Genomic DNA, 25784 nt, shown 5'->3' with positions numbered 1-25784 from the left:
AGCGCCGTCCCCGGCTCCCATGACGGAGCAGGTTTCCCACGGATCAAGCGATGAGCGCCGCCGCCAAGCCCCCCCTTCGCGTTCTTCTCTGCGCCCCGCGCGGCTTCTGCGCCGGCGTGGTGCGCGCCATCGACGCGGTGGAGCGGGCGCTCGAAATCTACGGCCCGCCGGTCTATGTCCGCCACGAGATCGTCCATAACAAATACGTCGTCGAGGGGCTGAAGGCGAAGGGCGCGATCTTCGTCGAGGAACTGAGCGAGATTCCCGCCACCACCACGGCGCCGGTCATCTTCTCCGCCCATGGCGTGCCGAAATCCGTGCCCGCGGAGGCCGCCGCGCTGAATTTCTTCGCCATCGACGCCACCTGCCCGCTTGTTACCAAGGTCCATCGCGAGGCCACGCTGCATAATAAGCGCGGGCGCGAGGTGGTGCTGATCGGCCATGCCGGCCACCCGGAAGTCATCGGCACCATGGGTCAGCTTCCCAGTGGCGCGGTGGCGCTGGTGGAGACCGCTGAGCAGGCGCGCGTCTTCACACCGCGCGATCCCGCGAGCCTCGCCTACACCACCCAGACCACGCTCTCCATCGACGACACAGCGGAGATCGTCGCCATCCTCCAGCAGCGGTTCCCCGCCATGGTGTCCCCGCACAAGGAGGACATCTGCTACGCCACCACCAATCGCCAGGAAGCGGTGAAGAAGGTGGCGGGTGAGGTCGATGCGATGATCGTGGTCGGCGCGCCGAACTCCTCCAATTCCCAGCGCCTGCGCGAGGCCGCCGAGCGACAGGGCTGCGGGCTCTCCGTGCTGCTGCAACGCGCCAGCGAGATCGACTGGGAGAAGTTCGGCGCCATCTCGACGCTGGCCGTCACCGCCGGCGCCTCGGCCCCGGAAGTGCTGGTGGAGGAGATCATCGACGCCTTCGCCGAGCGCTACGCCGTGAAGGTCGAAACCGTGCACACGGTGCAGGAAGACGTTTTCTTCCCCCTGCCGCGCCAGCTGCGCCCCGACATCGCCGACACCAGCGCCAATTCCGCCGCCGAATAGATTCTCCACGCCAGGTTATCCCCGCCCCATGGCCGTCTACACCGACGTATCACCGGAAGAGCTCGAAGCCTTCCTCGCGACCTATGACATCGGCCGCCTGCGCGCCTTCAAGGGCATTGCCGAGGGTGTCGAGAACTCGAACTTCCTGCTCCAGACCGAAGCCGGCAGCTTCATCCTGACGCTCTATGAGAAGCGGGTGAATCCGGCGGACCTGCCGTTCTTCATCGGGCTGATGGAGCACCTCGCCACCCGCGGCATCGATTGCCCGCAGCCGGTGAAGAACCGCGCCGGCGACGCGCTCGGCACCCTCGCCGGCCGTCCCTGCGCGATCGCGACCTTCCTGGTCGGCACCTCGGTGCGCCGGCCCTCCGTCGCCCATTGCGCGGCGCTGGGCGGGGCGCTGGCCGCCTTGCACAAGGCGGGCGCGGACTTCCACGCCTTCCACCGGCCCAACGCGCTTTCCGTCGCCGGCTGGCGTCCGCTGTATGAGACCGCCGGCGAGCGGGCCGACACGGTGGCGCCGGGCCTGCGCGCGTTGATCGGGCAGGAGCTGGACTATCTGGAATCCTGCTGGCCGCGCGACCTGCCGGCCGGCGTGATCCATGCCGACCTGTTCCCGGACAATGTGTTCTTTACCGACGACCGGCTCTCGGGCCTGATCGACTTCTATTTCGCCTGCAACGATCTGCTGGCCTATGACGTCTCGATCTGCCTGAATGCCTGGTGCTTCGAGCCTGATGGCGCGTTCAACCAGACCAAGGGCCGGGCGCTGCTCGCCGGCTACCAGGCCGCGCGGCCGCTCGGGGCTGCGGAGATCGCGGCCCTGCCGATTCTGTGCCGGGGAAGCGCGCTGCGCTTCCTGCTCACGCGCCTCGTCGACTGGCTGAACGTGCCCCCCGGCGCGCTGGTGCGCCCGCACGACCCTGTGGAATATCTGCGCAAGCTGCGCTTCCATCGCACCGTGGCCAGCGCGGGCGATTACGGGATCGTCGAGACGGCCGCGGCGGCGCGGGCATGAAGAGCGCCCCCGGCACCGCCCGCATCTTCGCCGACGAGAAGACACCCGCCGCCAGCCGCGTCGCGATCTGGACCGACGGCGCCTGCTCGGGCAACCCCGGCCCCGGCGGCTGGGGCGCGATCCTGCGCCATGGCGCGATCGAGAAGGAGCTGTGCGGCGGCGAGGTGCCCACCACCAACAACCGCATGGAGCTGATGGCGGCGATCTCGGCGCTGGAGGCGCTTAAACGCCCGTGCACGGTCGATCTTCACACCGACAGCGAGTACATGCGCAACGGCATCACCAAGTGGATCGCCGGCTGGAAGCGGAATGGCTGGCGCACCGCCGACAAGAAGCCGGTGAAGAATGTCGACCTGTGGGAACGGCTGGAGGCGGCGATCGAGCGCCATGACATCCAGTGGCACTGGGTCAAGGGCCATGCCGGTGATGAGATGAACGAACGCGCCGACGCGCTCGCCCGCGCGGGCATGGCGCCCTACAAGCCGGGCCGTGGACAGTCGCCGGAATGAGCGCGGCGGAAACGCCCGGCGCGGTCAGGGGAACCCCCAGGCTGCTGTTGCGGCTGGAGGGCGCGGCACTCGCCCTCGCCGCGATTCTTGGCTACCGCGCCACCGGCGAAGGCTGGGGGCTGTTCGCGCTGCTGATCCTGGCTCCCGATCTCTCCATGCTCGGCTATCTCGCCGGCCCGGCGCCGGGGGCGATGCTTTACAATGCCGCGCACACCACGCTGGCGCCCGCCGCGATCGGCGCCCTGGGGCTGGCGCTGGGTTCCGCGCTGCCGGTGGCGCTGGCGTTGATCTGGTTGGCCCATATCGGCATCGACCGAACCTTCGGCTACGGACTCAAGTACCGGGCCGGATTCGGCTTCACCCATCTCGGCGTGATCGGAAAACCGCACGACGATGGCGCGGGCAAGCCTGTCCCGGATTGACAAGCGCCCCTCCTCTCCGCTATCAGCCGGCCTCGAAATATTGAAGCTGGCGGATCGGGGCGCGGCCATGGAGGCGCCGTCTCATACGCAGGCGTTACTGATCCGAAGGTTACGTGTCATGAAGATTCGCAATTCCCTGAAGTCGCTGCTCGGCCGCCACCGTGACAACCGTCTCGTGCGCCGCAAGGGCCGCGTCTACATCATCAACAAGACCCAGAAGCGCTTCAAGGCCCGCCAGGGCTGAGCCTTCCGGCGCTGCCTCGCGTTCACGTTTTCGCAAGGCACGCGGCGCTCAAGATTGACGAGGGCGCGCATGGTCCTAAGATCGGGCCCATGCGCGCCCTTTTTATTGCCCTCGCCCTGACACTGGCGCCCCTCGGCGCCGCGCTCCATGCCCAGGAACAAGCACCCGGGCAGGGCTCGCCGCCTGCTGCCCGCTCCGAGAGGGACGCCGGAGCAAAGGGCCTCGGGGAGAAGGGAGCCGCGGACAAGTCGGCGAGAGGCGGCCCGAGCCTGCCCTCCGCCGATGCCAATCCTGATCAATCCAAACGGCTCGATGCCTTGTTCGCCGCGCTGAAGGTTGCGCCGGACGATGCCTCGGCCAAATCGATCGCCGACCGGATCGACGTCGCACTCACACCGTCGGGCAGCGACACGGCCGACGTCCTGATGAGCCGCGCCGCGATGGCGACCCAGGCCAAGGCGTTCGACCTCGCCATCGAGCTTCTGGACGGCGTGTTGGCGATCGAGCCGGACCATCTCGATGCCTGGAACCGCCGCGCCACCGTGTTCTACATGAAACAGGATTATGCCGACGCGCTGAACGACCTCCGGCAGGTCGTGACCCGCGAACCCCGGCATTACGCCGCCTGGTCCGGCATCGCGATCATCGCCAAGGAGGTCGGCGACGACAAGCACGCGCTGGAAGCGGCGCGCCGGGCGCTCGACATCTATCCCCGCTTCGGGCAGGCCAAGGATATCGAGGAAGAACTCACGATCACGGTCGAGGGCCGGCCGATCTGAGGCCCGCGCATCTAGGCCCGCTCATATTCGATGAAGCTGAAGGCGAACTCGTCCTTCTCGCCCTGGATCGGCCCTTCCCGGCCGACCTCGCGCCAGTCCGCCGCCGTGAAATCCGGGAAAAGCACGTCGCCCGCCGGCGAGCCATGCACCCGCGTCAGCCGTAGCCGCGATGCCCGCGGGAACGCCTGCGCATAGATCTGCGCGCCGCCGACCACCGCCATCTCGTCGACGCCCAGCCGCCCCGCCTCCTCGGCCGCGCGCTCCAGCGCCGCTTCCAGCGAGGGCGCGACCAGCACACCTTCCGGCGGGGCGAAGGCGGTGTCGCGGGTGATGACAATGGTGGTGCGCCCCGGTAGCGGCCGGCCGATCGATTCGAAGGTACGCCGGCCCATCAGGATCGGCTTGCCCCAGGTGATGGCGCGGAAGCGCTTGAGATCGCCGGAAATGTGCCAGGGCAGCGCGTCGCCCCTGCCGATGACGCCGTTCTCCGCCACCGCGGCGACCAGCGTGATGGTGGGAGCCTCGGTCACGCCACTCCCCCCGCGAGCCGCGCCAGCGCCGCCTCAGCCGCCGCAAGACCGGACAGATGCGCGCCATGGGCGGTGGAATAGGCGTGGGTCGACACCGCCTCGCCGGCGAAGAACACCCGGTCGCCCAGCGGGCGCGTATTGGCCTCCACCAGCCGGGCGCGCAGATGCGCCTTGCCGGGCAGCGCGCAGCTATAGGCGCCGCCGATCCGCGGGTCCGCGACCCAGGAGGTGGTCGCGACGCCCTTCACCCGCGCACGAATGTCGGCACCATAGGCGTCAGCGAGCGCGGTAAGGGCGAAGTCCTGCATCGCCTGCGGCCCGGCCTTCACCAGCCGCGCGGCATTGTCGCCGCCGAGCTGGCCGATCGCCATCGTCGAGCCGAACGGGTTGAGCGTGAAGTTGATCGGGGTGCGCGCGGGGTTTTCGACGTCGATCGTGTCGAAATAGGTGGTCTCTTCCGTGCCGAACACGTCACGGTCGAACAGGATGGCGACCTTCTCCGCCGCGCCGAGCGGCAGAGCCTCGAAGGCTTCCGCCAGTTCAACGGGCAGCAGCGGCGCGAAGCCGAGCCCGCCGCGCGCGATCACCGCCGTCGGCACCGCGACGATGGCGAAGCGCGCCCGGATATTTCCGCGCGGCGTCTCCAGGCTGACGCCCTCGCCCGACCAGTCCAGCGTCCTCACCGGGCAGTTCAAGGTGACGCTCATCTGGGGGGCGGCATGGGCAGCCACCGCCTCGACCAGCGCGCCATAGCCCTGCGCAACAGGATAGTTCTCTCCGGTATCCGTGTATGCGGCGAAATCCAGTGTGGAGAGGCGCTCCGCCTCGGCCGCCGACATCAGCGTCACCCAGTGCCGGGCGAGCCGCGCCCACGGGCCGGCAAGGTCCATCACCTCGCTCGCGGCAATGTCACGGCCCTCGTCGCCGGCCTGCTTGATCGCGTCGAACGCGCCGTCGATGGCGCGCCAGATCGCGACCCGCTCGGCCTGCTCGGCCCAGCGCGTGCCCAGATGCGTCGCCCGGGCCTGCCGGGTGCCGCGCGCGAGGTAGCTGATGCCCAGCCGGTCCGCCGCCGCGCGCAGCGGATTGACCGACGCGGAATGCAGCCAATGGCAGCCACGATCCCAGGCGATGCCGAAGCTGGTGGTGTCGGTATAGGCCCGCCCGCCGGTGCGCTCCGCCGCCTCGATCACGCAGGATCGCACACCGGCATTGGCGAGGCGCGCCCCGGCCGCGAGACCGGCGGCACCAGCCCCGACCACCACGACATCGAAGAAATCGCTCACGGCCTACTTCTTGCGGAAAGCGTCGAGGCGGACGACCTGCGCACCACTCTTGGGCGCCTCATCATCGACGGGCGCCTCCGTCTCAGCCGCATTTCGCCGCGCGTCGGGCTTGGGCGCGGGGTCCTTGGGTGCGGGATCCTTGGGGGCACCTTCCTTGGGAGTCCCGTGCTTGACCGCCACATCCTTGGCCGTGTCGCCATCCTCCTTCGCCGCCGCCTTGCTGGCGGGCGTCTCGGAGACGGCCGCCACAGGCTTGCCGGGCGCGGGCTTCGGCCCTGACTTCGCGGCTGTCGGCTTTTCCGATACCGGGGCCTCGGTGCGGGCGGGCCTGGCGGCGTCGCCGGCCTCGGCCGCGCGGGAGGGCATCTTGGTGGAGGGCACGGACGTCGGCCGCGCGGGAACCGCTCTGGGCTCGGCATCGACCGCACGCGGACCGGTCGGCGCGGGCGCGGCCTCCTCGTCCTCGGACGACGGGGGCGGCTCGAACTGCAAGCCGAACTTCACCGACGGATCGAAGAAGCCCTTCAGCGCATCGAACGGCACGTGAAGCCGCTCGGGAATGCCGTTGAACGACAGCCCGACCTCGAAGAACTGCTCGGCGACGATCAGGTCCCAGAACTGGTGCTGGAGCACGATCGTCATCTCTTCCGGGTATTTTTCCTTGAGGCGCGGCGACAGCCGGACGCCGGGCGCGCAGGTGTCGAAGGAAACGTAGAGATGGTGGTCGCCGGGCAGCCCATCGCGCGCGACATCGATCAGCACGCGGCGCACCACGGCACGCAGCGCGTCCTGAACAAGGAGATCGTAGCGAATAAGGTCGACGCTCATGCTGGTCACTGAACCCGATTCCGGCCGTGACCGCCAGCCTGCGACCGGCGCGGCCGATGGAATGTGAGTGGAGGCAAGCATGGAAACCGAGGTTTCACAAGCCACTCCAATGTGATGCGTTAGTTAGCCGAGGCGTGAACGGATGTGAACATCCGTCGAACGACACGCCCCACTGTAAAACGATTTCGCCGTCTGCCGAAGCAAAACCGCAGGCCCGATCGAGGTCGAGACTCATGCCTGGTCGGCGCGGCGGCGCGGCGATATCGATTTCGGTGGTTAGCACGAGTGCGCGGCAACCGGCAATGCGGTCGCACGCGGCGCGCGTGATGCGCCGGGACCGTCAGCTTCCCGACAGGTACGCGCCCTAGGGTCGCTCCGATCGCGACACCGTCGATCCACCGGAAGGAAATACCCCATGCGTTATCTTATCGCGCCGCTGCTCGCCGCCGCCGCCCTGGTCCCGGCGCTCGTTCCCACCATCGCGTCCGCCTCCCCGGCCTGCACCACCGAGGCCAAGGACAAGTGGATGTCGGAAGACGCCATGAAGGCCAAGGTAGCTGAAATGGGCTACCAGAAGATCAAGACCTTCAAGGTCTCCGGCAGTTGCTACGAGATCTACGGCTACACCAAGGACAACAAGAAGGCCGAGGTCTACTTCAACCCGGTGACCGGCGCCGTCGTGAAGTCCGAGATCGACTGATGTCGGGCGATGCTATGAAGGGCGGGGGCATCGCTTCCCCGGCCGACAGCGGCGACAACCCCGGCCTCAGCGTACGGGTTTGGGACCTCGTGGTGCGGTTGTTCCACTGGACCGTGGTTACCGGCTGCCTGCTGAACCTGTTCGTCCTCGACGATGGCGGCCTCGCCCATGAGGTCGCAGGCTATGCGGTCGCCGCCGCACTGGTCATCCGCGTCATCTGGGGCTTCATCGGCACGCGCCATGCCCGCTTCGCCGATTTCGTCCCAGGCCCGAGGCGGCTTGGGGCCTACCTCTCGGCCCTGCTGAAGGGCCGAGAGCCGCGCACGCTCGGTCACAACCCCGCTGGCGCGGTGATGATGCTCGTGCTGATGGCGCTGCTGGGCGGCGTGTCCGTCACCGGCTGGATGATGGGGCTCGACGCGTTCTGGGGCGAGGAATGGCTCGAGGATCTGCACGGCACGCTCGCGAACAGCATCCTGGCGCTCGCCTTTCTGCATGTGGGGGCAGCCTTGTTCGAAAGCTGGCGTCACCGCGAAAACCTGGTCTGGTCGATGATCACCGGGCGGAAGCGCCCGTGAGAGATCAGTGATGAGGCTTCTTCTGGTCGAGGACAGCGCCCGCCTGCGTGATCTGGTGGGCGAAACCGTCCGGGGTGCCGGCTGGCGCCTTGATGCCGTCGGCCGGCTCACCGACGCCGAGGAGGCGCTCGCCAGCCTGCATTACGACCTGGTGCTGCTCGACCTCGGCCTGCCCGACGGCGACGGCACCGATCTCCTTCGCCGGCTCAGGCGACGCAGGGACCCGACGCCGGTGCTGGTGCTGACAGCCCGCGCGACCATCGACGAGCGGATCACCGGGCTGGATTCCGGAGCCGATGACTACCTCACCAAGCCGTTCAACAATGGCGAGCTGCTGGCGCGTATCCGTGCGCTGCTGCGCCGCGCACCGCTCGCGGTCGACCCGGTGCTGGAGGCCGGCGCGCTGCGCTTCGATCCGGCAACGCATGAGATCGGCTGCCGCGGCGAGACCATCTGCCTGGCCCCGCGCGAGCGCGCGGCGCTCGAAATCCTGATGCGCAATGCCGGGCGCGTCACCTTCAAGCGCGGGCTTGAGGAAAAGCTGTCGGAATACGACGCCGAAGTCAGCGCGAACGCGATCGAGGTGCTGCTGTCACGCCTGCGCCGCAAGCTCGCGCCGCATCCGACCCAGGTCGCGATCGAGACTGTGCGCGGCGTGGGCTATCTCCTACGAGAGACAGGGGCATGACGGGCGCCCGCCGGTCACGTCCACTTGGTCGCCTCGTTGGCGCCCGCATCGTCCTGTTCGCCAGCCTTGCCATGCTGGCGCAGCTGGCGACCGTGCTGTGGCAATATGGACGCGACCCCGACAATCTCGGCCGGCTGATGCTGGAACAGGAGACGCAGGCGCTGGCCGCCGGACTGTCGGAGACCAATGGTCGCCTCGGCTATGAGCTGCCGTCCGGCCTCGCCGACCGCTACGACGTGCACGGCTCCGGCTATGTGGCCCGCGTGCGCACGGCCAGCGGCGTGGTGCTGTTCTCGCATTGCGATGCGGCCTGCACCGATCATTTCCTGCCGCTCGACGTGAACCCGCCCTCGTTCTGGCTGCGGCGGATCGCGGTGGGTTATCCGATTTCCATCGCCGGCGGGCGTACCGTCCAGATCGGCGAGCGGCCGGTCTTCATCGAGATCGCGATCACCGGCGATCCGCGCAGCGCGGTCTGGGGCGTGCTGACCGACGAGGCGCTGGAGCACATGCTGGTACCGATGAGCCTGACGCTGATCTTCGTCCTTGGCGCCACGCTGCTATCGATCCGCACCGCTTTGCGACCTGTCGAGCAGGCGGCCCGCGCGGCCGAGACGCTGGACCCCCTGCGCAGCGATGCACGGCTGGATGACGCCGGTATGCCGCGGGAGATTGCCCAGTTCACCGGCGCCGTGAACCGCAGCTTCGACCGCATCCGCGAGCTTGTTGCCTCGCAGAAGCTGTTCACCTCGGCCATTGCCCACGAGATCCGCACTCCGCTGGCTGTAATCCGGCTGGAGTTGGAGGGTATTGGCGACATACGTGCGCGCCGTGCCATGGCCGAGGTCGACGACCTCACGCGGCTGCTCCAGCAATTGGTGACGCTGGCGCGGCTGGAGGAGACGGACCGGGCCTCCTTCGAGGCCGTCGGGCTGGATGATCTGCTCGGCGACGTGGTGGGCTCCCTGGCGCCATGGGTCTATGCGCAGGGCGCGACAATCGCCTTCGAGCCGTCGGTCAATTCCCGCGTGCTCGCCAATGTCGGTCTGTTGAAGGACGCGATCCGCAACCTTGTCGAAAACGCTGTGCGCCATAGCGGGGTGGGTGTGGCGATCCTGGTAGCCTCCTCCGGGCAGGACATCGCGGTCAGCGATGATGGACGGGGCATCGAAAGCGCGATGGGCCCGCGGCCGAGGGGCGGCGCGCCCTCCTATGTGACGGAAGGGCGGGGCATCGGGCTGGATATCGTGCGCCGCGTCGCCGCACTGCATGGCGGCGATTTTGCCCTCAATGCCTGCGCGCCCCGTGGCACAACCGCCTGCATCCGACTGCCGGCGGAAGAACGTTTGGAAAGCTGAGTTCTGTCGAGGTGAGGAAGTGGAGGCTTCTGTTGCCAGGTGCCTCCGAACCCCGCCTTACAGTGCTACCCGCAAGGACTTATTTCCCAGAGATCAAACCGCTCACGCGGCCTGAGCAACCGGAGCATAGTTGTCGTTGGCAACTATATGTTTGGTCCGATGACGGCGGTACCATGCCGAGCGAAAGTCCACCCTTTACGCCCTCGTCGATCCTGTTTCGCCCCCGCCCGAGCCCAGCTTGTTCAACTGGGCTCGGGTGGAGGCGCCGGGTACTGCCCCCGGGTCCGAAGGGTTTATTCCGATAGCCGTTTATCGCCATAGCCGACTTGCGCCGGCAACGATGAATATAGGGAGAGCCGCGCCCGGTTGGAAGAGGCAAACGGCGCTGCCCTGTGGGCGACGCGCCGTTTGCCGGGTCAGATGACGCCAATCAGGCTTCGGTCTGGTCGCCATATTGCAGTTCGTCGAGTGAAAGAGCCGGCGCGGTGCCCACCAGCTTTTCGTCCAGTTCGGCAATCCGGGTGCGCAGGGCCTCGATCAGAAGCTGGCGCATCAACTCGTAATCGAGGCTGACATCGGAATGCGCGCTGCGCAGATGCTGACCCGCCCGCAGGATGAGCGAGGGGGCGGTGTGCGATTCCTGCACGGTGAAATCCAGCGGATGGGTGGCATCCTTCTCAAGCCGGCTGAGATGGATTCGGGCCCGTTCCAGCTCGCGGCTCATGCGCTCGGTCGCGTCCATCGGCGTTCTCCCTGCTGCCAAAACGGTAAATCTAGACGCAAGGATAAGTGCGCCCACGCATGGGAGTTCCCGCGTCGTCGCTCGGATCATCGCACGATCATCGGCAATTCGTCGCGTGCCGTGCGCGGCCCGGCTGCGCGACGCCACGAAATGACCCCATTGCCGCCATCGCGGAACGGGGAACGTTACGTGACGCCTACCGTTGCCTCCCGGGCTGGGGGAGCAGACGAGGAGCAGAACGATGAAACTTGCTCGACTGACCTTTGGCGCCGCCGCCGCGGCTCTCGGCGCGCTCGCGCTCTCCGCCACGCCCGGCGTCGCCCAGCAGAGCTATGTCGAGGGCTACTACGTCCAGCTTCCGCCGCCGGGCATGGATGATCGCGGCCATGTTTTCGTGCCGCCGGAGCGGATCATCATCCGCGAAGCGCCCATGGTGGTGCGCGAGGCCCCCGCGCGCGTGATCGTCCGCGAACCCATCGGCGGGCCTTATGCCAATGAGGTCTATGTGCGGGAGGCCGGTCCGCGCGATCTGGCGCCCCTGCCGCCGGATGAGGTCTCCCGTGGCTTCGACGAGGACTGCCGCACGGTGGAGCGCGAAACCCGGAGCGGGCTGATCACCGTCAGCACGGTCTGCGACTGACGCCTGTCCACAGCACTCCACAGGGTGCATAACGGCTGATCGCGTGGAGGCGGGCGCAAACTCGCCTCCACGCCTATATTGAGCAGCTTGGCGGACAGCGAATCGGCACGGAACGATGCGGCAATATCACGAGCTTCTGGAACGCACCCTGCGCGAGGGCACGCGCAAGGACGACCGCACCGGCACCGGCACGCTCTCCGTGTTCGGCCACCAGATGCGCTTCGACCTGTCCGATGGCTTCCCGCTGGTCACCACCAAGAAGCTGCACCTGAAGTCGATCATCCACGAATTGCTGTGGTTCCTCGCTGGCGACACCAACATTGCCTATCTCAAGGCCAATGGCGTTCGCATCTGGGACGAGTGGGCCGATGAGCGCGGCGATCTCGGCCCGGTCTATGGTCACCAATGGCGCTCCTGGCCGGACGGCAAGGGTGGGGTGATCGACCAGATCGTCCAGCTTCTCGCCGATATCCGCCGCAACCCGGATTCGCGCCGGCTGATCGTCTCGGCCTGGAACCCGGCGGACGTGCCGAAGATGGCACTGCCGCCCTGCCATTGCCTGTTCCAGTTTTATGTCGCCGACGGCAGGCTGTCCTGCCAGCTCTACCAGCGCTCGGCCGACAGCTTCCTCGGTGTGCCGTTCAACATCGCCTCCTATGCGCTGCTCACCCACATGGTGGCGCAGGTGACGGGGCTGAAGCCCGGCGACTTCGTGCATTCCTTCGGCGACGTGCACCTGTACCTGAACCATCTGGAACAGGCGCATGAACAGCTTTCGCGTAGCCCCCGCACACTGCCCACGCTGCGCCTCAACCCGGACGTGACCGACCTGTTCGCCTTCCGGTTCGAGGACATCGCGATCGAGGGATACGACCCCTACCCCGCCATCAAGGCGTCGGTCGCGGTCTGATGACCCTCGCCATCCGCCCGGCCCGGCCGGAAGACGCCGCCCTGATCCTGTCCTTCGTGCGCGAGCTCGCCGATTACGAGAAGCTGCTGCACGAGGTGGAGGCCGGGATCGGGGATATCGAGGCCGCGCTGTTCGGCGCCAATCCCAAGGCGTTCTGCGACATCGCGGAATGGAACGGCGAGCCGGCGGGCTTCGCGCTGTGGTTCTACAATTACTCGACCTTCCGCGGCCGGCACGGGCTCTATCTCGAAGACCTGTATGTCCGGCCGGCCTTTCGCGGCAACGGCATCGCGACCACGCTGATGAAGCACCTGGCGAAGCGCTGCGTGACCGAAGGGCTCGGCCGCTTCGAATGGTGGGTGCTGAACTGGAACGAACCGGCGATCCGGTTCTACCGTTCGATCGGCGCGGCGCCGATGGACGAATGGACGGTGCAGCGTGTCACCGGCGCCGCGCTCGAAAAGCTGGCGGCGGACTGAAGACGGACATCACCCCGACTGGCGGACCGGCCGGGGTGATGTCGCCTATGTCGCGTCAGTCGAGCCTCAAAGCCGCTCGGCTTCCGGCGGCGGGGGCGGCGCACGATGGCTGTCCCGGTCGAAACCACCCGGGCCGACGCCGTGACGCGGGCCGTGATGCGCATCCGGCCGCTGCCAGCCACGGCCGCGATCATGGCGACCGCCATCGAACGAGGCCATGCGGCGCTCGCCGCGCGCCTCGGCAAACAGCCGGTTGAAGCGGAATTTCTGCGCGTCGTCGAGGCTGGCATAAAGCGGCTTGGCGGCTTCGGCGACCTTCTTCAGCGCATCGCCCCGCTCCATCATCGCGTCGGCGCGGGCGTTCAGCCCCTCGATGGCATCGGGACGTTCACCGCGACTTGCGGCGTCGCCCTTCGCGCCGCGCCGTTCTGCGCGCTGCTCGCGCCATTCCTTGCGGGCTTCGATTCGCTGGTCGGACGAGGCGCGCAACGCGGTCTCCAGCGCCGGCCACAGCTTCTCCTGCTCGGAGGTGAGGCGCAGCCCGGCCTTTAGCGCGGCGATGCGCGCATCGGCGAAGGCACCGGCGTTCTCGGCCATCTGCTCGGGGGAAGGACGCGGCATGTCGCCGGCGCGGTGGCCCCACATATGCGGACCGGAAGCGGCAACGCCGAAGGTGGCGCTGGCCAGAAGGGCGGCGGCGGTAGCGACTAGGATAGTGCGTTTCATCGGCCTCATCTCCATGTCGAGGATGAGGCCGATGTTGACGTGAAACAACGGAAGCTTCAAATGAAACTTCGGTAATGTCTAATTACTACTGCATTTTTACTTAAATAAACACGCATTCATCCAGATGAATATGAGATGAACGGCAATCAGCCCGGCGAGATCATGTTTTCCGGGCGGACAACGGCGTCGAATTCCTCATTGGTAACGTAGCCGCCGCCGACCGCCTCTTCGCGCAGCGTGGTGCCGTTCTTGTGCGCGGTCTTGGCGATCTTGGCGGCGTTGTCGTAGCCGATCTTCGGGGCAAGCGCGGTGACCAGCATCAGCGAACGCTCCAGCGCCGCCTTGATGTTGTCCTCGCGCGCCTCGATGCCGACCACGCAATGCTCTGTGAAGCTGTCCGCGGCGTCGGCCATCAGTCGCACCGACTGCAGGAAGTTGTAGGCCATGACCGGGTTGTAGACGTTCAGCTCGAAATGGCCCTGGCTGCCGGCGAAGGTCAGCGCGGCATTATTGCCGAAGATCTGCACGCAGACCTGGGTGAGCGCCTCGCACTGCGTCGGGTTTACCTTGCCCGGCATGATCGAGGAGCCCGGCTCATTCTCCGGCAACGACAGTTCGCCAAGGCCCGAGCGCGGGCCCGAGCCGAGCAGGCGGATGTCGTTTGCGATCTTGAACAGCGAGGCGGCGACCGTGTTGATGGCGCCGTGGGTGAACACCATGGCGTCATGCGCGGCGAGCGCTTCGAACTTGTTGGGCGCCGAGGTGAAGGGCAGGCCGGTAATGTCGGCGATCCGGGCCGCGACCTGCTCGGCAAACCCCACCGGCGCATTGAGGCCAGTGCCGACCGCGGTGCCGCCCTGCGCGAGTTCCATCAGTGCCGGCAGCGTCAATTCAATACGCGTGATGCCGTTGCTCACCTGCTGGGTGTAGCCGGAGAACTCCTGGCCAAGGGTCAGAGGCGTCGCGTCCTGGGTGTGGGTGCGGCCGATCTTGATGATGTGCTCCCAGGCCTTCGACTTCTGCGCCAGCGCGTCGCGCAGCCGGGTCAGGGCGGGAAGCAGCCGGTGAACGACTTCCTCGGCGGCCGCGATATGCATCGCGGTCGGGTAGGTGTCGTTGGACGACTGGCTCATGTTCACATGATCGTTAGGGTGAACCGGCTTCTTCGAGCCCATCTCACCGCCAAGCATCTCGATCGCGCGGTTGGAGATCACCTCGTTGGCGTTCATGTTGGACTGTGTGCCGGAGCCGGTCTGCCAGACCGCGAGCGGGAAATGCGCGTCCAGCTTGCCGTCGATCACTTCCTGCGCGGCGCTCACGATCGTCTTGGCCAGAGCCGGGTCAAGCCGGCCCAGCGCGAGATTGGTCTCGGCGGCGGCCCGCTTGATGACGCCCAGCGCGCGGACGATCGGCAGCGGCTGCTTTTCCCAGCCGATCTTGAAATTGCCGAGCGAGCGCTGCGCCTGCGCGCCCCAATACTTGTCGCTCTCCACCTCAATGGGGCCAAACGTATCGGTTTCGATGCGGGTCTTGGTCATGCGGCAAGCCTTTCGGGTGGATGCGTCCATGAAAGCGACACAAGCGCGGCACAGGCTCCCTCCCGTGAGCGCGGGGCCGGTTTAGCATGAGCCGCGAGACGGGCAAATGCGACCTCGGGCCAGTGCGGCCCGCGCCGGTCCCCTCCTGCCGATACCATCCGCACCAAGACAACAGGGTATTTGGGTAACAGTAATGCGCGAGGGCGCGTGCCCCGCGCCAAATATTTCCACCGGCCCGGACCAAGAGCGGACTAGATAGAATTTGGTTGCATTACGGAATTTTCCCACCTCCGCCAGACGCGCGGCGCGCGCTTTGAATATTTCCCACCGTGACTTTGTTTTAAGTTACTGAAAGATATGTGCATTTTAAAGAATTGATTGAAGGTCGGGCGTTCAATATGTTGACTGAAACGGTACTCCGTGCAGAGGATGCCTACGGGAGAATGCCTATGGCAGACATCATCAATCTTCGGCGTCACCGGAAAAAAATTGCTCGGGAGCAAGCGGAACAAACTGCCGCGGCGCGGCGTTTGGAATTCGGCCGGACGAAGGTCCAGCGCGAGGCGGAGCGGACCGCGGAACGTTTGGGGGCGGCGTCGCTGGATGGTCATTTGCGGATACGAGAGGATGAAACATGAAGAGCCCTGTGGTTAAGCGGTCGATTGTGATTGCCGGGCACAAGACCAGCGTCAGCCTGGAAGATCAGTTCTGGGATGCCCTTAAGGAAATTGCCGCCAATCGGCGCAGCACCCTGTCGGAAATCGTGGCGTCGATCGATTCAGGCCGCAATCAGGGCAATCTGTCGTCGGCGATCCGCCTGTATGTGCTCGCCCACTACCGGAACCCGCCGACGGCGCGCGAGGGCAGCGAACATAACGATCGCGGCATCGCGGCCAGATCTACCGTTGCGTAACAGTACGGCTTTCCCATATGACCGCTCGCGAGGACGCGTTGTAACGTGGTGTTTCGTCACCTATAACCGCCTCGCTGCGTCTTTTGCTTCAGGAAGGCGCGGGTCTTTTCAGCACGAGCATGTCTGACGGCTGCGCCACATGCGGGCCCGGGCGTATCGGGCGCGCAAGATGGGAGTAGCCGCGGAATGTCGTGGAAGAACCAGAGCGGTGGACCATGGGGTGGTGGCGGTCCACGCGGTCCCTGGGGCAATGGCCCGCAAACGCCAGGGCCTAATTCTCCCGATCTCGAGGATCTGATCCGGCGCGGACAGGACAAGCTTCGGGGCGTGATGCCCGGCGGCTTCGGTTCGTCCAAGGGAATCATCGCCATCGTGGCGGTCGCCGTGTTGGTGTGGCTGCTGTCCGGCTTCTACCGGGTCCAGCCCGACGAGCAGGGCGTGGTGCTGCGCTTCGGCAAGTTCGTGGGCACCTCGAATCCCGGCCTGAACTACCATCTCCCCTACCCGATCGAGACCGTGCTGACCCCGCAGGTCACGCGCGTCAACCGCATCGACATCGGCACCCGCTCGAGCGACGATCCGCGCCGCGGCGCGACGGCCCGCACCATCGCCGAGGAGAGCCAGATGCTCACCGGCGACGAGAACATCGTCGATGTCGAATTCGCGGTGTTCTGGATGGTGAAGCCCGCCGCCGCCGGCTCGACCGAGGATGTCGGCGCCGCCAATTATCTGTTCAACGTGCAGAACCCCGAGGGCACCATCAAGGCGGTGGCCGAGAGCGCGATGCGCGAGGTGATCGGGCGGACCAACATCCAGCCGATCCTCACCGGGGCCCGCCAGAACATCGAGACCGCGGTGCATGAGCTGATGCAGCGCACGCTGGACAGCTATCAGTCCGGCATTCTCGTCACTCAGGTCCAGCTCCAGAAGGTCGACCCGCCGCAGCAGGTCATCGACGCGTTCCGCGACGTGCAGGCAGCACGCGCCGACGCCGAGCGCCTGCAGAACGAGGCCCAGGCCTATGCCAACCGCGTCGTCCCCGAGGCGCGCGGCGAGGCCGCCCGCATCACCCAGGGCGCGGAAGGCTACAAGGAACGCGCGATCATCGAGGCGCGCGGTCAGGCCGCCCGCTTCCTGAGCGTGCTCGGCGAATACCAGAAGGCCCCCGACGTGACGCGCCAGCGGCTCTATCTCGAAACCATGGAGCGCGTGTTCGCCGGCATGGACAAGGTTGTGATCGATCCTGCCGCCAGCGGCCAGTCGGGCGTCGTGCCCTATCTGCCGCTTGGCGCGCTTGAACCCCGATCGACCACTCCGGCCGCTCAGGGAGCCGCCCGATGAAGAACAGCCTTGGTCTCATCCTTGCCATCCTGATCGCGGCCGTGCTCGTGGTCGCGTATTCGGCGCTGTTCACCGTCTACCAGACCCAGCAGGCGCTGGTGCTGCGCTTCGGCGAACCGATCCGCGTGATCGAACAGCCGGGCCTCAACGCCAAGATCCCGCTGGTCGACAGCGTGATCCTGCTCGACAAGCGCATCCTCGACCTCGAAAACCCCTCGCAGGAAGTCATCGCCTCCGACCAGAAGCGCCTGGTGGTGGACGCGTTCGCGCGCTACGCCATCACCAACCCGCTGCGCTTCTACCAGTCGGTCGGCACCATCGAGGGCGCCAATTCGCGGCTCGCCACCATCCTCAACTCGGCGCTGCGCCGGGTGCTCGGCGAATCCACCTTCATCCAGGTGGTGCGCGACGAGCGCGAGGTGCTGATGGCGCGCATCCGCGACCAGGTGAACCGCGAGGCCGCTGGATTCGGCATCAACGTGCTCGACGTGCGCATCCGCCGCGCCGACCTGCCGGAGGCCAACAGCCAGGCGGTGTTCCAGCGCATGCAGACCGAGCGCCAGCGCGAAGCGTCGGAAATCCGCGCCCAGGGCGGCGAGGCGGCGCAGACCATCCGCTCCCGCGCCGACCGCGACTCGACCATCATCGTCGCCGAGGCCACCTCGACCGCCGACCAGCTCCGCGGCCAGGGCGAAGCCGAACGCAACGACATCTTCGCCCAGGCTTACGGGCAGGATAAGGGTTTCTTCGACTTCTACCGCTCGATGCAGGCCTATGAAGCCTCGATGAAGGGCGCCGACACCCGCATGGTGCTGTCGCCGGATTCGAACTTCTTCAGGTTCTTCAACGATCCGGGCGCGCCGGGCACACCGCTGACCCCGCCGGCAACTCCGGGCGCGGCAGCTCCCGCACCTGCCCAGCCCGCGAACTGACGCCGCGCGACGATGTCTGATCTCATCGTCGCGCTCGGTCTCGTGCTGGTCATCGAGGGTCTGCTCCTTGCCGCCGTGCCGGGTGCCGTGCGCCGCGCCATGATCTCGATCGACCAACTGCCCGACCAGCCCCTGCGAATTGCGGGGCTGGTCGGCGCAGTTCTCGGCCTTGTATTGGTTTGGCTGATGCGCAGCTGAAAATTGCTCCGCGTGCCGGGAGACGTCGTCTCCCGGCCGCTTCACGCCCGGCCGGGCCACGTCCCGTGCCCGCGCGATGGCGGCGAGCCCGCCGCCCGCCCTCTCCACGTCATTGCCCGTGCCATCGCCATTGCAATCGTCCGCCGCGCGCGCCCGCGATGCTCGCGTGGTTTTGGCTTGCATCGCCTTGCGTCCCGGTTAAGCGTTTGCCGATGAACGGTGCGGCAGGGTTCGGGCATCCACCGGCCCCGGCCTGCCAGAGGCACGCGGCGACGCGAAGGAGGCATGATGTTTCAATACGTTGAACGCTCTGGCACCCTGTCAGGGCTCGTGCCCCGCCTTTTCCTCGCAGGCGCGCTCGCCGCGGGCGCCCTGGCGGGTGGAGCGTTCCCGGCCCATGCCGCCGCGGTCAAGGGTCCTGACACGGTGGCCGACACCGCGGCCCAGATCATGGATGCCGTGGTCAACATCTCGACCTCGCAGACGGTCGCGCCGTCGCGCAGCGTGCCGACCCCTGAATTGCCGCCCGGCTCGCCCTTCGAGGAGTTCTTCGAGGAGTTCTTCAAACGCCGCCAGCAGCAGGGCGACGAGGATGGCGGGCGCCCGCGCCGGGTGTCCTCGCTGGGCTCCGGTTTCGTGATCGATTCCAGCGGGCTGATCGTCACCAACAACCACGTCATCGCCGACGCCGACGAGATCTTCGCCAATTTCGCCGACGGCTCCAAGCTCAAGGCCGAGCTGGTCGGGCGTGATACCAAGACCGACCTGGCCCTGCTCAAGGTGACGCCGGAGGCCGGCAAGACGCTCAAGGCGGTGAAGTTCGCCGATTCCGACGTGCTGCGTGTCGGCGACTGGGTGATGGCGATCGGCAACCCGTTCGGCCTCGGCGGCACGCTGACCGTGGGCGTGATCTCCGCGCGCAACCGCGACATCAATTCCGGTCCCTACGACAATTTCCTGCAGACCGACGCCGCCATCAACCGCGGCAATTCCGGCGGGCCGCTGTTCAACATGGACGGCGACGTGATCGGCATCAACACCGCGATCATCTCCCCCTCCGGCGGCTCGATCGGCATCGGTTTCGCCGTGCCGTCCAACACCGCCGTGCCGGTGGTGGCGCAGCTTCGCGAGTTCGGCGAAACGCGCCGTGGCTGGATCGGCGTGCGCATCCAGGCGGTAACGCCGGAAATCGCCGAGAGCCTCTCGCTGGGAACCCCGCGCGGCGCTCTGATCGGCTCGGTGAACGATGACGGCCCCGCCGCCAAGGGCGGGCTCAAGGCCGGCGACGTGGTGATCCGCTTCGACGGCAAGGAGGTCAAGGACATTCGCGCGCTGCCGATCATCGTGGCCGACACACCGGTCGACAAGGAGGTCGACGTCGTGGTGGTCCGCCGTGGCAAGGAGGAAACGCTCCGCGTGACCGTTGGCCGGCTCGACGAGAGCGAGGCGCCCGAAGCTGCCGCCCCCGCCCCCTCCAAGCCGGACGCTCCGCCCGCCGCCAGCACCAAGGTGCTCGGGGTCGAGGTGGCCGAGCTGTCGCCGGAGTTGCGGACCAAATACAAGATCAAGGACGAGCTCAAGGGCGTGGTCATCCTGAAGGTGGAGCCGGGCTCGGCGGCGGCCGATCGTGGGCTTGCCGCCGGCTATCTCATCGTCGAGGTCAACCAGGAAGCCACCGCCACGCCGAAGGATGTGGAGGACCGCCTTGCCGAGCTGAAGAAGGAAGGCAAGCGCTCGGCGCTGCTGATGATCTCCGACCCCGACGGCCAGGTGCGCTTCACCGCCCTGCCGATCGACTGAGCGACAGAGCAGGGCACAGCCCCACGCGCATTCACGAAGAAAGCCCCGGTCATGTGGCCGGGGCTTTCTTCGTGTCGGGACCGTTCCGCTCAGCGGCGGGCCGGCAAGGGCGTGGCGATCAGGGCGCGGTGATCAGGGGGCGGTGATCAGGGCGCCTTGGGCGGCGGCAATGGCGGCATGCCGACACGCGGCGTCGCGGCCTGGTCGGGCTCGGTGAGCTGTACGGTCCAGCTCTTCTGTTCGCGGGTATCGACCTCGAAGAAACCGGTGCGGTCGAAGCCGCGTGCGAGGCAGTCCTCGATGCCGCGAATGGTGAACTCCTTCTCGCGGGTGCACATGAAGGCCTTGCCGGCCCATTCCCCGCCGAGATCGTAGTCGATGGCGTAAACGTAATAGAATCGCGCCACGAGGTCGCCGCGCAGGAGCGTCTCGCAGCTTTTCGGCGCGATGTTCCACCAGCCCTCGGTGGCCCAGATATTACCGTCCTTGTAGCCGAGCGCGATGCCGATGCGGCTGCCGGAGCGGTTGCACAGGCGGAAATCCGCGGCGGCGGGCGTCGGGGCCAGCGTGGCGAGCACCGGCGCCAGCATCAGCGCGGCGAGCACGCTCCCGCCGGCGCGACGCTTCAGCCCCGCGCGTGCCGGAGCGCCCGCGCGCTCACTTGTCGATGAAGACAACTCGAAAATCATTGACGTTCGTGCAGGTCGGCCCCGGCGTCAGCAGGTCGCCGATCGTCTCGAAGAAGGTGGTCGAGTCGTTCTCGGCGAGAAAGGCGGCAGGATCGAGACCGGCCGCGCTGGCGCGGGCCAGCGTGTCGGGCATCACATAAGCGCCGGCCGGATCGGTGGCCGCGCCGCCGCCGCCATCGGTGCCGTCGGTATCGCCAGCCACCGCGTAGATCCCTTCGGCTCCGCCGAGCGCGGCGGCCAGCGCCAGCGCGAATTCCTGGTTCGGGCCGCCACGGCCCTGGCCGCGCATGGTCACGGTCAGTTCGCCACCCGAGAGCAGCACGGCGCTCTTGCCGGCCGCCTTCAGCTCCAGCGCCTTCGCCGCCTGAGCGGCGGCAACCTCGCGGGCCTCACCTTCGAGATTGTCGCCGAGCAGGATCGGCTCCAGCCCGGCCTCGCGCACCAGCTTCTCGGCGGCGACGAAGGAATCCACCGGACGGGCGACCAGCAGATACTCGCTATTGGCAAAGGCGGCGTCGCCCGGTTTGGGCGATTCATTGGCCGGATCGCGCAGCGCCACCGCGATGGACGGCGGCGGGTCGATACGGTAGCGGGTCAGCACGTCGCGCGCTTCCGCCAGCGTGGTGGGATCCGGCACCGTGGGGCCGGAGCCGATCACCGCCGGATCGTCGCCCGGCACGTCGGAGATGGAGAGCGTCACCACCTTCGCCGGCTGCGCCAGCGCCGCGAGGCGGCCGCCCTTGATCCGCGAGAGATGTTTGCGCACCGTGTTGATCTCGGTGATGTTGGCCCCCGAGCGCAGCAGGGCGCGGGTCAACGCGCGCTTGTCGTCAAGCTCCACGCCGTAAGCCGGGGCGATCCAGTTCGCCGAGGCGCCGCCCGAGAGCAGCACCAGCACCAGATCGTCGGCAGTGGCGGATTCGGCGAGGTCCAGCGCCTTCTGCGCGCCGGCGAGCCCGGCGGCGTCCGGCACCGGATGGCCGGCCTCCACCATCTCCAGCAGGCGCGTCGGGCGGCCATAGCCGTGGCGCGCGACGCCGATGCCGGCGAGGCGGGCGGGATCGAAACCGAGCGTATCGAGATAGTGGCTTTCCGCCACTTCGAGCATGGAGCCGGCGGCCTTGCCGGCGGCCAGAAGGATCAGGCGGCCATGGGCCGGAGGCGGCGGCAGCGCGGGCGGCAGACATGTGCTCGGGTGAGCCGCTGCCACCGCCGCTTCGAAGAGCTGGTCCAGAAACACACGCGCCGAGACGTCTACCATTGCAACCCCTACCCCCGATCGGCCCTGCCGGGCCTAACGATTCTGGCGCACCGGCGGATGGGTCGAAAGTCGAATCCCGAACCTGCACGACGCGAAACCGGCGTATTCCTATGGCACAGATGGTTCCGCGTCACTATCCTGACCGTGTTTATCGCATCAGACGGGACAAAATGCGTCGCCTCTCGACGGAAGAAAGCGCCCTCGCGGCCGATGACCGTGATTCTGCTCAGGATTTTCCCGCCTTCGAACGCATCGCCGGGGCGTGGGATGCCGGCGTGCTGCTGATCTGCGACCACGCTTCCAATGCGCTGCCGCCCGCCTATGGCTCGCTCGGCCTGCCGCAGGCGCAGCTGGAGCGCCATATCGGCTATGATATCGGCGCTGCGGGGGTCACGCGCAAACTTGCGAGGCTGCTGGGTTGCCCGGCGGTCCTTTCCTGCTTCTCGCGGCTGCTGATCGACCCCAATCGCGGCGAGGACGACCCGACGCTGGTGATGCGCCTGTCCGACGGCGCGGTCGTGCCGGGAAACCGCCATGCCGACGCCGACGAGGTGGAGCGCCGGCTTGATGCCTTCCACCGGCCCTACCACCGCGCCATCGAGGCGGAGCTGGCCGATGCCGAGCGGGCCGGCGTGGTTCCGGCCGTGTTCTCCATGCACTCCTTCACCCCGGTCTGGCGCGGCGTGCCCCGGCCCTGGCACGCGGCCGTGCTGTGGGACTGCGACGAGCGCTTCGCCCGTCCGCTGATCGAGGAGCTGGCGGCGCCGGGCGACCTGATCGTCGGCGACAACGAGCCTTATGACGGCGCTCTGCGCAATGATTGCCTGTACCGTCACGGCACGGCGCCCGGCCGCGCCCATGTGCTGCTGGAGGTCCGGCAGGACCTGATCGCGGACGAGGCCGGCCAGCGCGCCTGGGCCGAGCGGCTCGCCGGCATCCTGCCCGGCATTCTCGCCCGTCCGGGGATGCACGAGCTGCGCGGCTATGGCTCGCGCACCGGCCCGGTCGCCCCCATATCCGGCTGAACCGCCGCTTATCCGGAGTACGCCGCCATGAGTTCCGAAACGCCCGCTTCTGCTGCCGCTCCGCTTTCCGAGCGCGACCGTACCGAACTGGAGGCCGCCGCCTTCCGTCGCCTGGTAGAGCATCTGTCCGCGCGCACCGACGTGCAGAATATCGACCTGATGAATCTCGCCGGCTTCTGCCGTAATTGCCTGTCGAACTGGTACCTTGATGCCGCGCAGGAGCGCGGCCTGCCGGTGACCAAGGACGAGAGCCGCCAGGCGGTCTACGGCATGCCTTATGAGGACTGGAAGGCCAGGCACCAGACCGAGGCGACGCCCGAGCAGAAGGCCGCCTTTACCGGCCCGGGGACCCACTGACGCCGCGTCGATCGCGCGACATGGACGGTGGATTGCGGGGCTAGCCTGTGCACGCGGACGCCTCCGCCTTGACGCGGCGGACGAGTTCCGTTCCTGATCCGATCCCGATTTTCAGCCACGAGGCTGCCGGGCCGGCGCGGTTCGCGCCTCCCGGCCCAGGCCCACCGGAGTAGATATGTCCGACATTCCCAACGACCAGCCGCTTTCCGATGCCGCCGCCGGCTTTGCCAAGGAACAGCTCAAATCCTTCATCGAGCGCATCGAGCGGCTGGAGGAAGAGAAGAAGACCATTTCCGAAGACATCAAGGACGTGTTTGCCGAAGCCAAGGGCACCGGCTTCGACGTCAAGGCGTTGCGCGAGATCCTCAAGATCCGCAAGCAGGACGCCGACCAGCGCGCCGAGCACGAGGCGATCGTCGACCTCTATCTCCAGGCGCTCGGCATGGTCGCCTGAACCGCGCCATCGTCGCTGCATGAAAAACCCGGCGATCCAGGGCGGATCGCCGGGTTTTTGTTGTTCGGGCCAATGCCGCGGAGGTCGCGTTCAGAGCGGTTTCGCCAGCGGGGCGGCGCCGCTCATCATCGCGACCACCGGCACCGCGACCACGGCGGCACCCTCGAAGCGGGAGGTGTTCAGGCTGGCCGGCGCGGTCTTGCTGAAGCCGCCCGCAACCACCTGGCGCGGCGGGGCGACGAAGGCGGCGAAGCGACGCAGCTCGGGCGTGCGCATCACGACATGGGTGGCCACGGTCGGGCTGGAGAACAGCCGGCGAATCTCGGCCTGCATTTCCGGCGGATAGGGCGCCACCGTGCCGCGCAGGCCATTGGCACCGGTGGAGCGCGACGGGGCGGCCGCCGCGCTCGGCGCCGGCGCCGGGGCGCGGCCGGGCTGGAGCCGCTCGCTCGGGAAGATTCCGGTGGAGGCCGAGGCATAGGCCAGCGCCGGCGCGCCATCGACCGAGGAGCCGACGATCAGCTCGGGCAGTGCGCCGGGACGGGCCTGCGGACGTGGGACAGCGGCGTTCGCGACCTGAAGCGCGGCGGGCTCGGCCGCAGCGGGCAGCTTCGGCGCATCGGCAGGGCGCGAGAGCGGACGGGGCACCATCGCGGCGACCGCGAAGGGCACGGCGGCGGGAGCCGGTGCATCGGCGACAGCCGTGGCGCCGCGCGGCATCGGGCTTGGTTGCGGCCGCGGAATATCGGCCGGTTCGGCCGCCGCGACCTGCACCGGAGCCGGCGCGGTGGCCGGGGCCGTGACGGGGGCGGATCTCGCGACAGGCGCCGCGCTCTCCTCGTCATCGTCCTCCTTGCCGCCGCCGAACAGGCTGGCGAACAGATTTTTGGAACCGCCGGCAGCGGCGCCGGCGCGCTTGGGATCATTGCCGCCGGACAGGCCGGCGAAGGCGGCGCCAACGCCGCCCGGCTCCTTGCCCTTGGACTCGACCTCGGCCAGCGCCAGTTCATAGCGCGGCATCGGCTTGCCGTCGGTCGGCACATGAACGGTCTTGCCGTCGGGGAACACGCGCGCAAGCTCGGTGCGGGTCATGCGCGGCCAGTGCCGTACGCCGCCGGTGTCGAGATGCACGAAGGGCGAACCGGAGGTCGGGTAGAAGCCGACGCCGCCGCGCTGGAGCCGCAGGCCGGCCTCGCGGATCTTGGAGAGCGGCACGCCGGGGATGAAGAAATCCATCGCCTTGCCCTGCATGTGCAGGCTGGTCTGGGCGACGCCGCGCGAACGCGAGCGGAGCATGGCGTTGGTCGCGGGCGAACGGTAGCCGCCGATCACCTCGACCGGCGCCGTGGCCCCGGTCTCGCGATAGACCTCCCAGACGATATCGAACAGCTGGGGGTCCATATTGGTCGGCTCCTTGCGGCGCCAATCCTGCAGCAGAACGTTGAGCTGCCGCAGCGCGGCCGGATCGTAGCGGCCGTTGCGCTTGAAGGTGACGGTGGCGCTTGCGCCGGAATGGACGTGATGGAAGCTCAGCGTGCGCGTGTCGCCATTGGCAACCGCGTCCTGAAGCAGGTCGGTGCTGCACAGGGAAACCGCTGCCGCGAGCAGCGAGGCCTGTGCAAGACGACGAGAGCGTAAAGCGAGTGTCATGCGCACGGACTTCCAAACCCGAAAACGAACGTTTCCTTGAAGCGCCGCAGCCGGAAGCCGCGACACACATGGTCAACACAGTCTTATCGGGTTTGGTTAAAAGGCCGTTACGACCCAACCCCCACGCCTTTATTGGCACTCTG

The 25784-nt window shown here is 67.5% G+C and carries 30 protein-coding genes, 1 other RNA gene and 1 pseudogene; 22 read left to right on the top strand and 10 right to left on the bottom strand.

The features are described 5' to 3' along the window. The first annotated feature begins 50 nt into the window (after nucleotides 1-50). The 6 genes from ispH to MKI84_RS17445 all read left to right on the top strand — a co-directional run bounded on the left by ispH (nucleotide 51) and on the right by MKI84_RS17445 (nucleotide 4018). Nucleotides 51-1046 (top strand): 4-hydroxy-3-methylbut-2-enyl diphosphate reductase, encoded by a 996-nt coding sequence (gene ispH, locus MKI84_RS17470; RefSeq protein WP_241621530.1) that lies wholly within the window; start codon nucleotides 51-53, stop codon nucleotides 1044-1046. A gap of 28 nt (nucleotides 1047-1074) precedes the next feature. Further along, nucleotides 1075-2064, top strand: coding sequence for a homoserine kinase (locus MKI84_RS17465; RefSeq protein WP_241621529.1), 990 nt, complete (start codon nucleotides 1075-1077; stop codon nucleotides 2062-2064). Further along, nucleotides 2061-2573, top strand: a complete 513-nt coding sequence (gene rnhA, locus MKI84_RS17460) for a ribonuclease HI (RefSeq protein WP_241621528.1) — start codon at nucleotides 2061-2063, stop codon at nucleotides 2571-2573. Before MKI84_RS17465 ends, rnhA begins: the two co-directional genes overlap by 4 nt. Then, complete coding sequence (locus MKI84_RS17455; protein ID WP_241621527.1) at nucleotides 2570-2995, top strand: DUF4260 domain-containing protein; 426 nt, start codon at nucleotides 2570-2572, stop codon at nucleotides 2993-2995. The genes rnhA and MKI84_RS17455 overlap by 4 nt, the downstream gene beginning before the upstream one ends. A 118-nt stretch (nucleotides 2996-3113) precedes the next feature. Continuing rightward, nucleotides 3114-3239 carry a type B 50S ribosomal protein L36 gene (gene ykgO, locus MKI84_RS17450; protein WP_013167868.1) on the top strand — a complete coding sequence of 42 codons (126 nt, stop codon included), beginning with the start codon at nucleotides 3114-3116 and terminating at the stop codon, nucleotides 3237-3239. 89 nt (nucleotides 3240-3328) lie between these two features. Beyond that, nucleotides 3329-4018 carry a tetratricopeptide repeat protein gene (locus MKI84_RS17445; RefSeq protein ID WP_241621526.1) on the top strand — a complete coding sequence of 230 codons (690 nt, stop codon included), beginning with the start codon at nucleotides 3329-3331 and terminating at the stop codon, nucleotides 4016-4018. A gap of 11 nt (nucleotides 4019-4029) precedes the next feature. On the opposite strand, the gene MKI84_RS17440 is transcribed toward MKI84_RS17445, so the two are convergent. The 3 genes and pseudogenes from MKI84_RS17440 to MKI84_RS17430 all read right to left on the bottom strand — a co-directional run. Next, nucleotides 4030-4548, bottom strand: coding sequence for a dihydrofolate reductase (locus MKI84_RS17440; protein WP_241621525.1), 519 nt, complete (start codon nucleotides 4546-4548; stop codon nucleotides 4030-4032). Next, entirely contained in the window at nucleotides 4545-5834 is a 1290-nt protein-coding gene (locus MKI84_RS17435; protein ID WP_241621524.1) for a flavin monoamine oxidase family protein, read from the bottom strand. Before MKI84_RS17435 ends, MKI84_RS17440 begins: the two co-directional genes overlap by 4 nt. 198 nt (nucleotides 5835-6032) lie before the next feature. Continuing rightward, a pseudogene (locus MKI84_RS17430) lies at nucleotides 6033-6662 on the bottom strand (SspB family protein); the annotation flags it as partial. Nucleotides 6663-7077: 415 nt separating this feature from the next. Here MKI84_RS17430 and MKI84_RS17425 point away from each other — a divergent pair. The 4 genes from MKI84_RS17425 to MKI84_RS17410 are packed head-to-tail and all read left to right on the top strand — an operon-like array spanning nucleotide 7078 to nucleotide 9986. Continuing rightward, complete coding sequence (locus tag MKI84_RS17425) at nucleotides 7078-7362, top strand: PepSY domain-containing protein (protein ID WP_241621523.1); 285 nt, start codon at nucleotides 7078-7080, stop codon at nucleotides 7360-7362. Nucleotides 7363-7376: 14 nt separating this feature from the next. After that, entirely contained in the window at nucleotides 7377-7940 is a 564-nt protein-coding gene (locus MKI84_RS17420) for a cytochrome b/b6 domain-containing protein (RefSeq protein WP_241621623.1), read from the top strand. A 10-nt stretch (nucleotides 7941-7950) separates the two neighbouring features. Continuing rightward, the gene (locus MKI84_RS17415; RefSeq protein WP_241621522.1) at nucleotides 7951-8628 is read left to right on the top strand and encodes a response regulator; all 678 of its coding nucleotides are present in this window, start codon (nucleotides 7951-7953) and stop codon (nucleotides 8626-8628) included. Beyond that, complete coding sequence (locus MKI84_RS17410; RefSeq protein WP_241621521.1) at nucleotides 8625-9986, top strand: sensor histidine kinase; 1362 nt, start codon at nucleotides 8625-8627, stop codon at nucleotides 9984-9986. The genes MKI84_RS17415 and MKI84_RS17410 overlap by 4 nt, the downstream gene beginning before the upstream one ends. An 18-nt stretch (nucleotides 9987-10004) precedes the next feature. Here the strand turns inward: MKI84_RS17410 and ssrA are convergent. Both ssrA and MKI84_RS17400 read right to left on the bottom strand, forming a co-directional pair. Then, nucleotides 10005-10362, bottom strand: a transfer-messenger RNA (tmRNA) gene (gene ssrA / locus MKI84_RS17405). Nucleotides 10363-10416: 54 nt separating this feature from the next. Further along, the gene (locus MKI84_RS17400; RefSeq protein WP_241621520.1) at nucleotides 10417-10728 is read right to left on the bottom strand and encodes a hypothetical protein; all 312 of its coding nucleotides are present in this window, start codon (nucleotides 10726-10728) and stop codon (nucleotides 10417-10419) included. Between the two features lie 241 nt (nucleotides 10729-10969). Between MKI84_RS17400 and MKI84_RS17395 the strand changes: the two genes are divergently transcribed. The 3 genes from MKI84_RS17395 (at nucleotide 10970) to MKI84_RS17385 (ending at nucleotide 12757) form a co-directional block, all read left to right on the top strand. Beyond that, entirely contained in the window at nucleotides 10970-11368 is a 399-nt protein-coding gene (locus tag MKI84_RS17395; protein ID WP_241621519.1) for a hypothetical protein, read from the top strand. 115 nt (nucleotides 11369-11483) lie between these two features. Continuing rightward, nucleotides 11484-12278, top strand: a complete 795-nt coding sequence (locus MKI84_RS17390; RefSeq protein ID WP_241621518.1) for a thymidylate synthase — start codon at nucleotides 11484-11486, stop codon at nucleotides 12276-12278. Continuing rightward, nucleotides 12278-12757: a GNAT family N-acetyltransferase gene (locus tag MKI84_RS17385; RefSeq protein ID WP_241621517.1), complete on the top strand. Its 480-nt coding sequence runs from the start codon at nucleotides 12278-12280 to the stop codon at nucleotides 12755-12757. The genes MKI84_RS17390 and MKI84_RS17385 overlap by 1 nt, the downstream gene beginning before the upstream one ends. Nucleotides 12758-12823: 66 nt before the next feature. Here MKI84_RS17385 and MKI84_RS17380 read toward each other — a convergent pair whose 3' ends face one another. Then, nucleotides 12824-13483 carry a Spy/CpxP family protein refolding chaperone gene (locus MKI84_RS17380; RefSeq protein ID WP_241621516.1) on the bottom strand — a complete coding sequence of 220 codons (660 nt, stop codon included), beginning with the start codon at nucleotides 13481-13483 and terminating at the stop codon, nucleotides 12824-12826. Nucleotides 13484-13629: 146 nt separating this feature from the next. Continuing rightward, a complete protein-coding gene (gene fumC, locus MKI84_RS17375; RefSeq protein WP_241621515.1) occupies nucleotides 13630-15021 on the bottom strand; it encodes a class II fumarate hydratase in 1392 nt (463 codons plus the stop codon). 449 nt (nucleotides 15022-15470) lie between these two features. Between fumC and MKI84_RS17370 the strand changes: the two genes are divergently transcribed. The 6 genes from MKI84_RS17370 (at nucleotide 15471) to MKI84_RS17345 (ending at nucleotide 20205) form a co-directional block, all read left to right on the top strand. Next, nucleotides 15471-15659, top strand: a complete 189-nt coding sequence (locus MKI84_RS17370) for a DUF4169 family protein (protein WP_241621514.1) — start codon at nucleotides 15471-15473, stop codon at nucleotides 15657-15659. Continuing rightward, nucleotides 15656-15934, top strand: a complete 279-nt coding sequence (locus MKI84_RS17365) for a ribbon-helix-helix domain-containing protein (protein WP_241621513.1) — start codon at nucleotides 15656-15658, stop codon at nucleotides 15932-15934. The genes MKI84_RS17370 and MKI84_RS17365 overlap by 4 nt, the downstream gene beginning before the upstream one ends. 186 nt (nucleotides 15935-16120) lie before the next feature. Then, entirely contained in the window at nucleotides 16121-17275 is a 1155-nt protein-coding gene (gene hflK / locus MKI84_RS17360) for an FtsH protease activity modulator HflK (RefSeq protein ID WP_241621512.1), read from the top strand. Then, a complete protein-coding gene (gene hflC, locus MKI84_RS17355) occupies nucleotides 17272-18207 on the top strand; it encodes a protease modulator HflC (protein WP_241621511.1) in 936 nt (311 codons plus the stop codon). The genes hflK and hflC overlap by 4 nt, the downstream gene beginning before the upstream one ends. 12 nt (nucleotides 18208-18219) lie before the next feature. Beyond that, complete coding sequence (locus tag MKI84_RS17350) at nucleotides 18220-18405, top strand: DUF2065 domain-containing protein (protein WP_241621510.1); 186 nt, start codon at nucleotides 18220-18222, stop codon at nucleotides 18403-18405. 288 nt (nucleotides 18406-18693) lie between these two features. Then, the gene (locus MKI84_RS17345; protein ID WP_241621509.1) at nucleotides 18694-20205 is read left to right on the top strand and encodes a Do family serine endopeptidase; all 1512 of its coding nucleotides are present in this window, start codon (nucleotides 18694-18696) and stop codon (nucleotides 20203-20205) included. Nucleotides 20206-20351: 146 nt separating this feature from the next. On the opposite strand, the gene MKI84_RS17340 is transcribed toward MKI84_RS17345, so the two are convergent. Both MKI84_RS17340 and MKI84_RS17335 read right to left on the bottom strand, forming a co-directional pair. Further along, nucleotides 20352-20894: a DUF1036 domain-containing protein gene (locus tag MKI84_RS17340; protein ID WP_425353859.1), complete on the bottom strand. Its 543-nt coding sequence runs from the start codon at nucleotides 20892-20894 to the stop codon at nucleotides 20352-20354. Continuing rightward, the gene (locus tag MKI84_RS17335; RefSeq protein WP_241621508.1) at nucleotides 20863-22155 is read right to left on the bottom strand and encodes a glycerate kinase type-2 family protein; all 1293 of its coding nucleotides are present in this window, start codon (nucleotides 22153-22155) and stop codon (nucleotides 20863-20865) included. The genes MKI84_RS17340 and MKI84_RS17335 overlap by 32 nt, the downstream gene beginning before the upstream one ends. 170 nt (nucleotides 22156-22325) lie before the next feature. Between MKI84_RS17335 and MKI84_RS17330 the strand changes: the two genes are divergently transcribed. The 3 genes from MKI84_RS17330 (at nucleotide 22326) to MKI84_RS17320 (ending at nucleotide 23991) form a co-directional block, all read left to right on the top strand. Continuing rightward, nucleotides 22326-23180: an N-formylglutamate amidohydrolase gene (locus tag MKI84_RS17330; protein ID WP_241621507.1), complete on the top strand. Its 855-nt coding sequence runs from the start codon at nucleotides 22326-22328 to the stop codon at nucleotides 23178-23180. Nucleotides 23181-23207: 27 nt separating this feature from the next. After that, nucleotides 23208-23537: a DUF1244 domain-containing protein gene (locus tag MKI84_RS17325; RefSeq protein ID WP_241621506.1), complete on the top strand. Its 330-nt coding sequence runs from the start codon at nucleotides 23208-23210 to the stop codon at nucleotides 23535-23537. 175 nt (nucleotides 23538-23712) lie between these two features. Next, complete coding sequence (locus MKI84_RS17320; protein WP_241621505.1) at nucleotides 23713-23991, top strand: DUF2312 domain-containing protein; 279 nt, start codon at nucleotides 23713-23715, stop codon at nucleotides 23989-23991. Nucleotides 23992-24081: 90 nt separating this feature from the next. Here the strand turns inward: MKI84_RS17320 and MKI84_RS17315 are convergent, their stop codons facing one another. Beyond that, nucleotides 24082-25641 carry a peptidoglycan L,D-endopeptidase MepK gene (locus MKI84_RS17315; protein ID WP_241621504.1) on the bottom strand — a complete coding sequence of 520 codons (1560 nt, stop codon included), beginning with the start codon at nucleotides 25639-25641 and terminating at the stop codon, nucleotides 24082-24084. Between the last annotated feature and the right edge of the window lie 143 nt (nucleotides 25642-25784).

Origin of the sequence: Ancylobacter gelatini, from assembly GCF_022601675.1 — a bacterium.
GTDB lineage: Bacteria > Pseudomonadota > Alphaproteobacteria > Rhizobiales > Xanthobacteraceae > Ancylobacter > Ancylobacter gelatini.
The sequence above is the reverse complement of the archived record's forward strand: the minus strand, read 5'-3'. Positions and strand labels throughout refer to the sequence as shown.

Excerpts from the sequence above, each read along its gene's own strand:
- ispH (WP_241621530.1), top strand. The coding sequence starts at position 51 with ATGAGCGCCGCCGCCAAGCCCCCCCTTCGCGTTCTTCTCTGCGCCCCG.
- MKI84_RS17465 (WP_241621529.1), top strand. The coding sequence starts at position 1,075 with ATGGCCGTCTACACCGACGTATCACCGGAAGAGCTCGAAGCCTTCCTC.
- rnhA (WP_241621528.1), top strand. The coding sequence starts at position 2,061 with ATGAAGAGCGCCCCCGGCACCGCCCGCATCTTCGCCGACGAGAAGACA.
- MKI84_RS17455 (WP_241621527.1), top strand. The coding sequence starts at position 2,570 with ATGAGCGCGGCGGAAACGCCCGGCGCGGTCAGGGGAACCCCCAGGCTG.
- ykgO (WP_013167868.1), top strand. The coding sequence starts at position 3,114 with ATGAAGATTCGCAATTCCCTGAAGTCGCTGCTCGGCCGCCACCGTGAC.
- MKI84_RS17445 (WP_241621526.1), top strand. The coding sequence starts at position 3,329 with ATGCGCGCCCTTTTTATTGCCCTCGCCCTGACACTGGCGCCCCTCGGC.
- MKI84_RS17425 (WP_241621523.1), top strand. The coding sequence starts at position 7,078 with ATGCGTTATCTTATCGCGCCGCTGCTCGCCGCCGCCGCCCTGGTCCCG.
- MKI84_RS17420 (WP_241621623.1), top strand. The coding sequence starts at position 7,377 with ATGAAGGGCGGGGGCATCGCTTCCCCGGCCGACAGCGGCGACAACCCC.
- MKI84_RS17415 (WP_241621522.1), top strand. The coding sequence starts at position 7,951 with ATGAGGCTTCTTCTGGTCGAGGACAGCGCCCGCCTGCGTGATCTGGTG.
- MKI84_RS17410 (WP_241621521.1), top strand. The coding sequence starts at position 8,625 with ATGACGGGCGCCCGCCGGTCACGTCCACTTGGTCGCCTCGTTGGCGCC.
- MKI84_RS17400 (WP_241621520.1), bottom strand. The coding sequence starts at position 10,728 with ATGGACGCGACCGAGCGCATGAGCCGCGAGCTGGAACGGGCCCGAATC.
- MKI84_RS17395 (WP_241621519.1), top strand. The coding sequence starts at position 10,970 with ATGAAACTTGCTCGACTGACCTTTGGCGCCGCCGCCGCGGCTCTCGGC.
- MKI84_RS17390 (WP_241621518.1), top strand. The coding sequence starts at position 11,484 with ATGCGGCAATATCACGAGCTTCTGGAACGCACCCTGCGCGAGGGCACG.
- MKI84_RS17385 (WP_241621517.1), top strand. The coding sequence starts at position 12,278 with ATGACCCTCGCCATCCGCCCGGCCCGGCCGGAAGACGCCGCCCTGATC.
- MKI84_RS17380 (WP_241621516.1), bottom strand. The coding sequence starts at position 13,483 with ATGAAACGCACTATCCTAGTCGCTACCGCCGCCGCCCTTCTGGCCAGC.
- fumC (WP_241621515.1), bottom strand. The coding sequence starts at position 15,021 with ATGACCAAGACCCGCATCGAAACCGATACGTTTGGCCCCATTGAGGTG.
- MKI84_RS17370 (WP_241621514.1), top strand. The coding sequence starts at position 15,471 with ATGGCAGACATCATCAATCTTCGGCGTCACCGGAAAAAAATTGCTCGG.
- MKI84_RS17365 (WP_241621513.1), top strand. The coding sequence starts at position 15,656 with ATGAAGAGCCCTGTGGTTAAGCGGTCGATTGTGATTGCCGGGCACAAG.
- hflK (WP_241621512.1), top strand. The coding sequence starts at position 16,121 with ATGTCGTGGAAGAACCAGAGCGGTGGACCATGGGGTGGTGGCGGTCCA.
- hflC (WP_241621511.1), top strand. The coding sequence starts at position 17,272 with ATGAAGAACAGCCTTGGTCTCATCCTTGCCATCCTGATCGCGGCCGTG.
- MKI84_RS17350 (WP_241621510.1), top strand. The coding sequence starts at position 18,220 with ATGTCTGATCTCATCGTCGCGCTCGGTCTCGTGCTGGTCATCGAGGGT.
- MKI84_RS17345 (WP_241621509.1), top strand. The coding sequence starts at position 18,694 with ATGTTTCAATACGTTGAACGCTCTGGCACCCTGTCAGGGCTCGTGCCC.
- MKI84_RS17340 (WP_425353859.1), bottom strand. The coding sequence starts at position 20,894 with ATGATTTTCGAGTTGTCTTCATCGACAAGTGAGCGCGCGGGCGCTCCG.
- MKI84_RS17335 (WP_241621508.1), bottom strand. The coding sequence starts at position 22,155 with ATGGTAGACGTCTCGGCGCGTGTGTTTCTGGACCAGCTCTTCGAAGCG.
- MKI84_RS17330 (WP_241621507.1), top strand. The coding sequence starts at position 22,326 with ATGCGTCGCCTCTCGACGGAAGAAAGCGCCCTCGCGGCCGATGACCGT.
- MKI84_RS17325 (WP_241621506.1), top strand. The coding sequence starts at position 23,208 with ATGAGTTCCGAAACGCCCGCTTCTGCTGCCGCTCCGCTTTCCGAGCGC.
- MKI84_RS17320 (WP_241621505.1), top strand. The coding sequence starts at position 23,713 with ATGTCCGACATTCCCAACGACCAGCCGCTTTCCGATGCCGCCGCCGGC.
- MKI84_RS17315 (WP_241621504.1), bottom strand. The coding sequence starts at position 25,641 with ATGACACTCGCTTTACGCTCTCGTCGTCTTGCACAGGCCTCGCTGCTC.